We start from the raw sequence: 12,968 nt of genomic DNA on the forward strand, positions 1-12,968 counted from the left end.
CCTTTAGGGATCCATGAAGCTGGTAGTTATTTGAATTTGTTATTCCGTTTTCTTTAAGAACATCCTTTAAAGCATTTGTAAAATTAAAAGAAAGTATATGGGTATCTTTATTGGAAAAAAGTTCTTTATAAAACCTATTTGATTATTTCGCGTTTTGGAGTCCATGAATATCCATTTCGAGTCCACTGTTTCACGAACTGAGTCCACCTTATTTTTTAATCAAATTCGCGGTTCAAGACCACTATTTCGCAGTTCAAGACCACTTTTCAGTCTCTTTTGTGTATAGTAAATTTAGAAGTTCTTACTTCTAAAATACATGAAGGAGGCTATTTTTAATGGCTAGAAAAATCCCAGTTAAACGAGTGATTCAGTATCGAGATCAAGGATTTTCTCGAAACATGATTGCTAAAACTCAGAAAGTAGGTCGCAGTTCAGTTAGTGATGTCTTTAAACGAGCAGATGAACTAAATCTCTCATATGAAGACATTAAGGAATTGTCTGACAAGGAAGCGTATCGCTTATTCTTTCCTGAACGCTATCAATCAGAAGTGTTATACACACTACCTGAATACGATAAAATCCATAAGGAGCTTCAGAGTGTAGGGGTTACCCTCAAGCTTCTATGGCAAGAATACGTCGATCAGTGTAACGATACCAACGGTATTGCAGTAGGTTATACAAAATTCTGTGAAGACTATCAAAAGCACATTGACCAGTACCGTTTAACGAATCCTTTAACACATAAGCCGGGTGTTTCTATTCAAGTCGATTGGAGTGGAGCTACCATGCAATTATTGGATCCGGCTACTGGCGAATTAAGGAAAGTCTATTTATTTGTAGGAACCCTTCCTTATAGTCAGTACACCTATGTTGAACCCACTCTCGATATGAAAAGTAACACATGGCTTCATTGTCACATGAATATGTTTGCCTTTTTTGGTGGGACAACCGTTAGATTGATTTGTGATAACTTGAAGACAGGGGTCATTAGCCACCCAAAAGAAGGAGACATTATCTTAAATGAGCAGTATGAAGCCTTAGCGAATCACTATGTGATGGCTGTTATGCCTGCTCAAGTACGAAAACCAAAACAAAAAGCAGCTGTTGAGGGCGCAGTGGGTAAAATTGCAACGGCTGTTATTGCTTCTTTAAGGAATGAACTATTTACTTCTATGGGTGATCTAAAGATCGCAATTCGCGAAAAAATGACGGCTTTTAATGAAACACCTTTTCAAAAACGTGAAGGAAGCAGACAGCTTATTTTTGCTGAAACCGAACAGGCTAAATTGCGTCCATTGCCACTTGTCCCCTATGAAATTGCAGAATGGGTTTATGGAAGAAAAGTGAAATTGGACTGTCATATCTCTTACCAAAAGAATCATTACTCTTGCCCCTATCAATACGTTAAAAAGAAAGTAGATTTAAAAGTAACCCATCATTTTCTAGAAATCTATTTCCAAGATGAACGAATCGCGACTCATAAACGTTTCCCTCAGTACAAAGAATATGCTTTCTCTACTTCCCCAGAACATCTCCCCGACCAATTCAACCAACTCGAGTGGAATGACCAACGGTTGTTAAATTGGGGCCTTAAGATTGGTCCGTATACGCACAAAGTTATCCAGCGTGTCTTTGAGAATTTATTACTCAAAGAACAAGGATATCAGTCTTGCTTATCTATTCTTAATCTATCTAAAAAATATTCGAACGCTGCTTTAGAGACAGCTTGCCAGGTTGCTTTAGAGAAAGTCTACTCTCCAAAATATCGCCAGCTGAATGCTATATTAACCAATCCTGCCAATAATAAGACCATGGAAAACGCTCAAAGTACTTATACGGAATCCATGGGATTTGTTAGAGGGGCAGACTACTACGGAGGAAAACACAATGATAAATAACGAATCCATAAGAAAATTAAGAAAAATGGACTTAAGTGAGTTAGTCGATCATTTAGAAATGCAAGAAATAGAGAATGATACCCGTTACCTGTCATTTGATGAACGATTGCAGCTCAGTATAGATTATCTGTATCAAGAGAAATACAATAGCCGAGTAAAAGGATTGATCAAGCGATCTAAATTCCGCATTCAAGATGCTCATTTTTCTGCCGTTTATTATGAACAGCGAGAGATCGATCGTCATACACTTCAAGAATTGGCAACCTGTAATTATGTCACCCACAGAAGAAATATCATATTTCAAGGATTTACAGGTTCCGGAAAAACGTATCTCGCCTGTGCTCTAGGACGAGAAGCCTGTAAGCAAGAGATCCGTACACGTTATATTCGCTTGCCTGACTTGTTAATTGAGCGAGACGAAGCGACGCTTAAACCTAAAGGTGTAACGAACCTCATTACTAAATTCTCCAATTATAGTCTGCTCATTATTGATGAATGGCTGCTAGACGACGTATCGGAAGAAGATCTAAAATTTTTATTCGAGATTATTGAGCGTCGATACGACTCCGGTTCCACCATCTACTGTACACAATTTCGTAAAGGAGACTGGCATAAGAGATTAGGAGGAGGCGTCCATGCGGACGCAATCATGGACAGAATCGTTCACAATGCAGTCTGGTTCGATACTGGACAATTAAATATGAGAGAACAGCTTGCTCAAAATAATCATCAATAAAGTATGACTCACTAGCCACGCTCTCACACAGCGTGGCTATTTAGCGGACTCAAAGCACGGACTGATGGACTGCTATTGGATATTGTAAGACTCAATACTTCGAAAAGGAGGTCCTGAAAGCACGAAATAATCACCTATTGATTTTACTCTTTTTATTCTTTCTATTTTCTGTCCAATTTTCATATTCTTTTTTTATATAATGATAGAACAGTTTTTCCAGCTCTCTCAAATTTCGGTTAATTTTATCAACTCTGAAATTATTTGTATAATCACTATTGCTTTGCATGTAAGATTTATTTATTTCTATTATTTGATTTTCGAAAATCGTTTCAAAATCAGACCAGTTTAACTCTTTACCATCAAATTCTTTGATAAAAAGATTGTTGAATTCATAAAGTAAATTATTGTCATAAAGTCTGTACTGCCTTATGGTTTCTTCTAAAAAATTATTATATGAACTCTTCAATCCTAAATTTAAATCAAACCCATTTCCAACTATGACATAGTTACTTTTTTGATCTTCTTTTTTCTCTCTCTCACCAAACAGATTGGTACCATCACTACTATTTTTTTCTGAATTATTATCCAAATGTCTTTCTTTCCCTTCATCACCTATACATTCAAAGAACCGGTCATAGTAAAATTCAGGTATTTCTTTTATATACATAATAACTGAGATCTAGTCAGACTACGTTAGGTTTTATCATTGTCTAATAAGTACTAAAATAAATTAATATTTGTTACAATCTTTACCGCCGTTGCAACGGCAAGATCTCATTCTTCATTATTTCTTCAAAATCAGAACGTACATGTTTCCAGTATTTTAGTTTGGATACTGGTTTTTCAGCTTTTTCTTTGTAGGCATAGTAATTGGCAGACTCTTTTAATTCGCTTTCGCCATTCTGTTTGTCTTTTTTAGGACTGTAGTTGGCGACTACATAACTCAGCTCTTCTTGCTTTACTTGCCATTTTTGTGAAAAGTCTTCGATGACGTATTGTTGTTCGCTTTGGATGACGTCTTCTAAAACGTTAGAGATATTCTGATCACGGTATTTCTCTGGGTTTAATCGAATGTTGCCCCAAAGGTTCTGCATGATTCCGGCTAATCTTGGGTTGTTTTTTGCCAGATCATCAATATACTTATCCACTTCAGCGGTTGCTTTTGCGTCTTCTCTAGCCAGCAATTCATATTCGTCGTCACCGCTTGGCACGAATGCTTGAATCAGCTGCAAAATGTACTCATAGTTGATTTCTTCTGTTTTCACAGATTCTAGTTCATATTCGATATTGATCTCAATGAGTTCTTTTTCATTGGGATCCTCTTTCAACTCTTCAAGGGCATTCACATACTTGCCGTTAAACTCTTCGATTTCAGCTGGAATAATTGGAAATTCTGTACCTAACTGTTCCACATCAAAATCCGTGTATACTTGAACAGCAGCGTACGTTTTATCTAGTTTCTGGAAAGCTTTCACGAATTTTTTAAGTTCCGCTCGGTTTAATCCGTCTACTTCGGTCGGTGTTTCAACCAATTCTTTTAATTCCGTAATGGCTTCAATAAATGCTTCTTTTGCTTCTTCCCATTCTGGGGCAAGCACTTCATTCTCTCCGCCGTTAGAATACAAAATCAAAGCTTCTTTTACTTTTTGTTCATACGTTGTGGGTGTTTGGAACGTTACGATCTGTCCGTATTTTTTCGGTTTATCAAATAAACGATTGGTCCGTGAAAATGCCTGGATCAAATCATGAGGTTTCATCGGCGCCCGGTCAATAAACAAGGTTGATAAAGACGGTGCATCAAACCCGGTAAGCAGTCGATCGACTACGATAACAACATCCAACTGTTCCGCACGCGCTAAATATTTTTCTTTTTTGCGAGATAGTCTATCATTTACGTTTCGATTATAAGCACGCATTGTATCGATTTTATAACTTGTATCAAATTCTTCGTTATAGTCTCTTAGTGATTCTTTCATTTTTTCTTGGTTCGCAATGGATGCTTCTTCGTTTTCACTAATTGAATACGTGATGGCAACTTTTGGAAAATCTGGCAAGACCCGTTTTGTTTTTTCATCGATCGTGACGGTTGTTTCTCCTGCTTTGACCATTTTAAATAAATCATAATAACGCTGAGCTTGCGCAATAGAAGAAGTCGTCAAAAGAGCATTATAAGTTTGTCCAGATCCCTTTTGGAATCCCAACTTCATACGCGACTTATTAATGATCGAGTCAATGACTTCCAGCATATGCCGTTCATCTTCATAGACAGACTTAGGCAGCCAAGCTTCTTTGTCTTCTGAGCTCATATCTCCCATGTCTAGTTCATTTCTACCGGAGAGTTCCATTACGGCACCATCTAACTCTTCTTCAGAAAACGTCGATTTATACTCCACTTGAAACCCAAGTACGGCATGGTCATTAATTGCTTCTTTAACGGTATATTCATGCAGTCGGTCTCCGTATTGTTTCGCTGTTGTTCTGGGCAAGTCTCCGACCACTTTTTTAGCATTTTCAAAAAAGATCGGTGTCCCTGTAAATCCGTACCATAAAGAATGAACGAAAAACTCTTCAATTTCTCTTTGCTTTGCGGGACTAACAGCACGGTGACATTCATCTACGACAAAAGCAATTTTCAACTGAGTTAACTGGGTATGCTTTTTCGACCCTTCTTGATGGGCGAATCGTTTCATCACAAAATTTAGCTTTTGAATCGTCGTGATAATGACTGTGCGGTCATCAGAAAGCAATTTTTTGATCAAATCATTTACATTTTCTGTTTCGTCAATGTTGATGACGTCATTTTCTGCATATGAAGTGAAGGACGCAGAGGTTTGCTGGTCCAAATCTACTCTGTCGACAATAAAAATTGTTTTTTGCAGTGAAGGAATTTGCAACAAATTCCGAGCCACTTTATAAGAGGTCAATGTTTTACCCGAACCGGTTGTATGCCATACATATCCTGATTTTTGGTTACGAGACGCTTGTTTAACTGCCTCTATGGCATGAATTTGATACGGACGCAGCAGAATCAACGCTTTTTTATCTCGATCAATCACTGTATATTGCGTAACCATTTTATGTGCCATTGGAATGGATAATACTTCTTCCGCAAATTCTAGGTAGTCATTTACTGGCTGGTTTTGGTTATTAACCCACTTCGTTAAAAACTGTTCATTCAACTTCGTATCTTGTGCAGAAGCAATATAACGGGTATCTGTTCCGTTCGTCACCACAAACATTTGAAGCGAAGAATAAATTCCTGTAAATTTTCCTTCTTTTAAATACTTCTTCACTTGTCTGAACGCATCCATATAAGGATGGGCACGATTCTTCAATTCGATGTGAATCATCGGCAAACCATTGATCAACAGCGTCACATCAAACCGACGATTCATATCTTCAATGGACCTCTTATCTGACTTAAATTGATTGATCACTTCATAAGAAGACATCCCGCCCGCAACATCTTGGCGATTGATGACATTTAATCGAATGGTTCCTAAAGCAGCATCTTCTCTTTGAACTTGCACTTTGGCAATACCATTCTCTCCAGCCAGCCATTTCGCGGCCGCATAAAAACTTGGAAACAACAGCTGGTTTTGAACTTGTTTAAATTCTTGTTCAGTCAACGGATTGCCATCTAAAGTACTTTTATTATTCAGCTCCAACTTATGGCGGAAATTCTCCCATAGCTCCTCTTCAGTATGCAAGTCATCCCGATAAGTCCACTGCGAATCTCCGCTAATCAACTTTTTAATTAAGTTATCTTCCAGTACTTGTTCAGCTGTAAAATTTGCCATTGTTTCACCTCGTTCCTCTACTGATTAGTTATACGAACATTTTTTGTAAGAATGCTTTTTTGGTTTGTTTAAGCTTTTCTATGTGTTGTTGATGAAGATTGATACTGTCATCAAGTTGTTTGAAAAAGGAACCAATTTTTAGTTGCTCATTATAACACGGTATTTTTACACTGAATTCTGAAAATTTCGATATCCAATGACGCTCGTGACTTTGCGGAACATACGAAATATTTTTTAAAATATAATACAGAAAGTAAAAATCATTTCCTTCTGTTCTTTGGCTTAGTAATTTCATAGCTGAGCTCTTGATTTTAAAAGGAAAGTCAACATAATGAGATCCTGTTGTAAAATCGTCAAATATGATTACAGGATTTGAAGCACTTGCCATCTTTATATCTTCTGTTTCATTTGTATATCCCAAGACAAAACTTTTTCCAGCTGTTAAAACTGGAGTTTTAAAACTGTTATCATAATCAGTTGATTTCACAATATATTTCGAAGGTTGTTCATACTCTATTAATGATCCAAGTTCATATTTTTTCCATGGTTCACCAAACTCTTCAAACCGAATTTCAGGAGTACTTTCATTATTATTCGGAAACATTTTTTGAAGAAACCCTTTTTTACTTTTGATCAAGTTATCTAACTCACGTTGATGAAGAGCGATAGTTTTATCTAAATCAGTGAAAAATTTCCCAAGCTTAAGCTGTTCTTGTCTATCTGGTAAAGAAATGTTGTAATTTGAAACATCTTTTTTTGTCAACTGGGGTTGTGCTGAACCGAAACTAATTAAATCAATTTGACGTTTTCCAATTGGTGATTTTAAATATTGAGAGATAAAATTTGCTTCAATATTATTATTCGATCGAAGTATTAACATTCCCGAATTGATACGAGCATGAGGAACTTTAGATTCAACTTCCCTACTATACCAAGCAATATGCCCCACTGAGCCACGAGAAGTAAGTATAATGTCATTGTGTTTAAGTTTTCCATTACCCAGAGCATTTGATCTTTCTTCAGTAATATATTGATTTTTCTTAAATGAAAAACCTTCCTTTGTTACATTATTTGCGCTCAAAAATAATGTATGCTCTTTGTTTGAGAAGTCATCTTTTGACGGATAATTTTTGCCTCTATCTCCATCCATTACATTAACCACTTTTGATAACTTACGCTGTTCCCAATCGTCAGTAAATCCGTTAAATCTAATTTCAGGACTTTTACTACTCAAATTGTCCACCGCCTTGCACATCATTAAAGCCTAGGAGTTCAATGAATTGATTTAATTCTTGCTGAGCTTCGTCATTTGATGCAGTTAATTCTTGTACCATTTGAGCTAATGCCGCATTTGATTCGGCAATTTCTTTTTGCACTTCTTTCATGTCTTGTGCTACTTCAGCTAACGAAATAGGTTCTTCTTCTTCAAACGTATCCACATATCTTGGAATGTTTAAGTTAAAATCATTCTCTACAATCTCATCATAAGTTGCTGCATGGGAATACTTTTCAATATCTTTACGCTCTTTGTAGGTATTTAATATTTTTTCAATATGCTTTTCTTCTAACTTGTTTTGATTTTTTTCTTTTGTGAATTCATTTGAAGCGTCGATAAATAAAACATCTTTATTTTCACGATTTTTCTTTAGAATAATAACGGTTGTTGGAATACTTGTATTAAAGAAAATGTTTGCCGGCAATCCAATCACTGTATCGATTGCGCCATTTTCAAGCAAGATTTTACGGATTTTGCCTTCTGCTGCTCCTCTGAATAAAACACCATGGGGTAATACGATAGCCATTACACCTGAATCTTTTAAGTGGTAATATCCATGTAATAAGAAAGCAAAGTCGGCTTTAGATTTAGGCGCTAGTACTCCGTACATTGAAAAGCGCGGTTCGTCTAAAAAGCCTTTATCTGCTGTCCATTTTGCACTATAAGGTGGATTCATCAGTACTGCATCAAAGTTCGTTGGTTCTTCTGTAGGCCAGTCTGCATCTAATGTATCTGCATTGCTTAAATGCTGATTCGCTACGTCTACTTTATGAAGAAACATATTCATACGAGCTAAGTTATAAGTAGAAGTATTTAATTCTTGACCAAAGTAATTAACGGTACCTGGTTCATTCGTATATTTTTTGACGTTTAATAAGAGTGAACCTGATCCCATAGTCGGATCGTAAACGGAAAATCCTTTTTGATCTTCTTTTCCTTGAACAACGATTTGTGTCATTAAACTAGAAACAGCTTGCGGTGTATAAAACTCTCCAGCTTTTTTCCCAGAATCTGAAGCAAATTGACCGATCAGGTACTCATATGCATCCCCTAAAATGTCTCCTTGATGTGCCATATCTAGCGTAGCTAGCTCTTTCATAACATCGGAGATTACTTGATTTTGCTTTTGCGGTGTAGCCCCTAATTTTCTGGAATACAAATCTACATCTTCAAATAAATTTTCAAACAGTTCGCTGCTCTGTTCAATATTGCGAAATCCTTGCGCTAAATCTTCTAATTGAAATTTCCCTTTATAAATCGATTGCATCAAAGCCGTAAACGTGAGATTTGGTTCTAAGGCGTAAGAAAAATCAAATTTCAATTCATCGATCAAGTCTTCTTTGATTTCAGGATCGTTAAAAGCATCAGCGTACACTTGCTGTGCTTCGTTTAGATCAGTGACCTCTTCTTCCAATAATTCTGCCGCATGATGCAGCATGTTGTCTGATAAGTATTTGTAGAAAATTAACCCTAATGTATAGTTTTTATACTCACTTGCATCCATTTTGGAGCGCAGGATATCCGCACTGTTCCATAGTGACTGATAAATTGTTTTCGGATTCTGGTTTGCCATTATAAGTTACTCCTCTATTTGCTTTAATGATTAACTTGCTACATTCTTTTATTATAAAACAAATATTGCAATATTTAAATTTTACTTTGTACCTATTTGGGGATATACAAATAGTTTTTCTGTTTGATTAGGCCCAACGAACATACAGTTTGCCTACTTATCCTTACAAATAGTAACAACAGTAAAGCCAAATTGAATAGAAATGATAAAAGACAACCGTGCTTCATCTAATACTATTAAGTTGCAATAATAGAAAATCAAGCAGAATCATAATAAATACTATTCTACTTGATTATCATTTTTTAGTTGTTAGCTTCCTTTATTTAATCATCTGACATTTCAATAGATTTATGAAGTAAATTTTGAACGTTTATTACTTTTACTCCATTTCCTTCTAACCGCTCAAATTTGTATTTAGTGTACATAGCGCTAAAATCTTTGTGTGTTGAGAGTATAATTTGATATTCTCTACTAAATTCATACTTTAACAATTCTATAAATGAATGTATATTTAATGAATCCATATCTTGAATTGGATCATCTATTACTAGAAACTTTAAATTATTTGATATATTGTATGTTTTATTTATCGCTAGTGTAAAAGCAAGTGATATTACAGCTATTTGTCCAGAACTTAAATGGTGCATAGCATCATGATCTGTAGTCGGATCTGTTATAAATCTTATGGAGTCATCCTTTTTCAAGGTAGACAAGAATATACCAAACCCTTGTTGATAGTTCTGTAGTATTTTTGCTGTATATAGATAAAATGGGAATTTTATTCTTTCTATCATTTCTTTTTTATAGGAAGTAATTTCATCTCCATATACCTTTTTAAATTTTCCAAATTCAACTAACATAGATTGAATAACATCCATTCTTTCTTCAATGCGACTAACTTTTTTATTTAACTTCCACTTATACTGATTATGAATATATCTTTTTTTCTTTGTTATTTGATCTATCGTTACTTCTTCAAATCTATGACTATTATTGTCAAAATAAAAATCATATATTCCTTCAAGATCAATCACTTTTTCGTGGCTAAATTTAAACCTTTCCTTAGATTGTGTTAGCTTTTGATCAAATGATCTCGTAACACTTTTAAGATCCAATAAAGACTTCTGTTGGTTGCTATCAATCTGTAAAGAAAAATCATTCAAATCTAAATCATCTAAACATTTCTTAATAAATTTTAGCTCTTCACTAAAAGAAATTGTATTCAATCTCGTAATCACATCATATAAGTCTCTACTAACTAATGTTTTGCTTTCTATATAGTTTTTAACCTTATTACAAATTAAATTTAATCCATTCGAGTCTAATTCTAAAACATTTATATTATCATCAAATCGAAAACCTTCTGTTAATTTGTACATATGATCAATGTTTAATTTGGCATTTGCAATTTGTTTAATAGTCGCTAATACTTCATCATCAATAAGTGTCAGATTTTCGCTCTTTTCTTTTATTATACTTAACATAGGATCTATATATGCTTTCTTTATCTGATTTTTCAATTCCATTGCTCTACGGCTTTGTATATTCATAAGATCACTTATAATAGATTCTGTTTCAATAAATTTTTGATCAAGTTCTGTTGATTCCCAACTTTTACCACAATATGGACACATACCCTTATCATTCAAGTCAGGGTTTTGGTGATATTCATAATGAATTGTCTTTCGATTTTCTAAAATTTTCTGTAGTGAATTATCATTCACTTGGACCATTTTTTGAATTAACAATAATTCGTCTAATTTTTCAAGCAAACTTTTAGTTTTTTCAGGAAATATTTTATTACAAATTTCCTGAATCTTTTTTGTATCCTCATTATATACATCGTTTTCTAAATGTTTAATATAATCTCGATAGAGGTTATATTGAACTTTTTCTTTTTCTAAGTAACTAACCTTATTAAAATATTTTTCTAAAATAAAACTTTTTACGTATTGTTTATTATTTAAGTATCTATATTCTTTATCTAATAGACTCATCGTGTTCTCATTAGTGTAATTTTTAAGAGCCACATAATTTAACAAATTTTCTTGCTTTAATACATTTTCTATATAATTCAGTTTATTTCTCTTTTGATACTCTTTGGGTGAAAAATTTTGTTTAAAATCTATAATCTTATTAATTTCATCAGTATATTTTTTGTATTTTACTTCTAAATCTACTATACTTTCATTTACAAATAACGTTTCTTGATCGAATTCAATATCTTTTCCCTTTATTAACTTATAATATTCCTCTTTCTTGTATGATTCTGCTGTTTTATAACTCGCTATCTTTTTATCTAGAGATTCATAAATCGAATCTAGCTTCGTTATTGCTTCAGAAATATTTTTTAACTCATTTTCTTGTTTACTTGTTTGAAATAAAAATCCTAAAGACCTTTTCCTGTTTTCTTCTGATTGTTTCAAGAAATATGTTGTCTCTTCTTGTTGTAAATAATTAAACAGTTTGTAAATTTTCTCAACATTAAAAAGGTTGTCACTAATCTTTAAAAATTTTTCAATTTCTTTATCCTCTATTACTTTACTATTTTCAGAACTATATTCATCATTGTCGAATTTTTTTGGATCTTCCGTATATGTCTTAAAAATAGAAAAGTCACTTGGTTTATTTTTTCTTTCAGTTACCTGGTTTTTTCGATAGTAGTCCTTATCAAAGAATTTAACGATAACTAATTGTTCTTGATCCTCATTTTCTAACCAAACTTTTATTATTACATCTTTGTTTTCATCATTTTGAAAAAATGGCTTCTTGTAATTTTTATTATCTTTCGTTACCTTTAATATATCTGTACGATGAATCTTCCCTGTAAAAGCCAATTCAATTGCATCGAATATTGTAGTTTTACCGAACCCATTTGGACCTACGAGTAAAGAAGTTTTATCACTAAAATCAAGTATAATCTTATTCTTTATACCTTTAAAATTACTAATATATACCTTTTTTATAATCATATTCCACCGTCCTTAAATATTTTATATACTTCTTTCAACAATTCCCCTTCACTATTCTCGTCAAGAAATTCTTCTTCAAATTTATTATAAAAGTTATCACTGTTAATATTTTTGATCTCCCAAAAGTCATTCAATATATTGGTAGCACCTATATTCTCTTTAATAGCAATATCTATTTTATCTTGCATAGATATAAATTTACTTGTTTTTTTTGGGATAGTTACAAAAGGAAGCTTGATTGCTAATTGCATATTTATAAAATATTCATCACTAAAGTAAGTATCCACTTCAAACTTATCTATGTTACTAGGCTTCTCTAACATTTCAAATAAAGTGCTGAGAGAGAGATCATTTAATTCATCTACACCAGATTGAGTATAAATTATTATATACTTTCTAAAAAAGTATTCATCTTCTTCTACTGCCATCATTTGATTTTTATAATTTTCAATAAAATATTTTATATCACTAACTTTCAACAAGATAATTAGTGAAGTATTTTTTATATAGTCATTATTATTCTTACTTTTAAACAAAAAGTCGTCCACAATTTTATTAGTTTTTTCAGAGTTAAAAAAGTCAATAAAGTCTTTAAAATTATACTCAGATACTATATAGTAATCAGAATTGTTACCATAGTAATTATAACTTTCCTGTTTATCTAAGGTTTTGATTTTATACTCTTTAACTATTTTTTCAATATATTTTAACAT

8 protein-coding genes are annotated in these 12,968 nt (G+C 33.4%); 2 read left to right on the forward strand and 6 right to left on the reverse strand.

The annotated features are described in order from the left end of the window. Positions 1-335: 335 nt before the first annotated feature. Positions 336-1,898 (forward strand): IS21 family transposase, encoded by a 1,563-nt coding sequence (istA, locus tag BKP56_RS01305; protein ID WP_072693382.1) that lies wholly within the window; start codon positions 336-338, stop codon positions 1,896-1,898. After that, positions 1,888-2,634 carry an ATP-binding protein gene (locus BKP56_RS01310; protein ID WP_072693383.1) on the forward strand — a complete coding sequence of 249 codons (747 nt, stop codon included), beginning with the start codon at positions 1,888-1,890 and terminating at the stop codon, positions 2,632-2,634. Before istA ends, BKP56_RS01310 begins: the two co-directional genes overlap by 11 nt. A gap of 130 nt (positions 2,635-2,764) precedes the next feature. Here the strand turns inward: BKP56_RS01310 and BKP56_RS01315 are convergent, their stop codons facing one another. From BKP56_RS01315 to BKP56_RS01340, 6 genes are all read right to left on the reverse strand, one after another. Then, the gene (locus BKP56_RS01315) at positions 2,765-3,301 is read right to left on the reverse strand and encodes an AbiH family protein (protein ID WP_072693384.1); all 537 of its coding nucleotides are present in this window, start codon (positions 3,299-3,301) and stop codon (positions 2,765-2,767) included. 82 nt (positions 3,302-3,383) lie between these two features. Then, positions 3,384-6,434, reverse strand: a complete 3,051-nt coding sequence (locus BKP56_RS01320; protein ID WP_072693385.1) for a type I restriction endonuclease subunit R — start codon at positions 6,432-6,434, stop codon at positions 3,384-3,386. Between the two features lie 28 nt (positions 6,435-6,462). Beyond that, on the reverse strand, positions 6,463-7,677 hold the full coding sequence (locus BKP56_RS01325; protein ID WP_232226915.1) for a restriction endonuclease subunit S: 1,215 nt from the start codon (positions 7,675-7,677) through the stop codon (positions 6,463-6,465). Continuing rightward, the gene (locus BKP56_RS01330; RefSeq protein WP_072693387.1) at positions 7,661-9,283 is read right to left on the reverse strand and encodes a type I restriction-modification system subunit M; all 1,623 of its coding nucleotides are present in this window, start codon (positions 9,281-9,283) and stop codon (positions 7,661-7,663) included. Before BKP56_RS01330 ends, BKP56_RS01325 begins: the two co-directional genes overlap by 17 nt. Before the next feature lie 323 nt (positions 9,284-9,606). Beyond that, on the reverse strand, positions 9,607-12,255 hold the full coding sequence (locus tag BKP56_RS01335; RefSeq protein ID WP_072693388.1) for an AAA family ATPase: 2,649 nt from the start codon (positions 12,253-12,255) through the stop codon (positions 9,607-9,609). Further along, complete coding sequence (locus tag BKP56_RS01340; RefSeq protein WP_072693389.1) at positions 12,252-12,968, reverse strand: ABC-three component system middle component 1; 717 nt, start codon at positions 12,966-12,968, stop codon at positions 12,252-12,254. The genes BKP56_RS01335 and BKP56_RS01340 overlap by 4 nt, the downstream gene beginning before the upstream one ends.

It is taken from the genome of Marinilactibacillus sp. 15R (assembly GCF_001895285.1).
GTDB lineage: Bacteria > Bacillota > Bacilli > Lactobacillales > Carnobacteriaceae_A > Marinilactibacillus > Marinilactibacillus piezotolerans.

Bases quoted from the DNA above. Each gene is read 5' to 3' on its own strand.
- BKP56_RS01320 (WP_072693385.1), bottom strand. From the start codon at position 6,434: ATGGCAAATTTTACAGCTGAACAAGTACTGGAAGATAACTTAATTAAA.
- BKP56_RS01315 (WP_072693384.1), bottom strand. From the start codon at position 3,301: ATGTATATAAAAGAAATACCTGAATTTTACTATGACCGGTTCTTTGAA.
- BKP56_RS01335 (WP_072693388.1), bottom strand. From the start codon at position 12,255: ATGATTATAAAAAAGGTATATATTAGTAATTTTAAAGGTATAAAGAAT.
- BKP56_RS01340 (WP_072693389.1), bottom strand. From the start codon at position 12,968: ATGTTAAAATATATTGAAAAAATAGTTAAAGAGTATAAAATCAAAACC.
- BKP56_RS01310 (WP_072693383.1), top strand. From the start codon at position 1,888: ATGATAAATAACGAATCCATAAGAAAATTAAGAAAAATGGACTTAAGT.
- BKP56_RS01330 (WP_072693387.1), bottom strand. From the start codon at position 9,283: ATGGCAAACCAGAATCCGAAAACAATTTATCAGTCACTATGGAACAGT.
- istA (WP_072693382.1), top strand. From the start codon at position 336: ATGGCTAGAAAAATCCCAGTTAAACGAGTGATTCAGTATCGAGATCAA.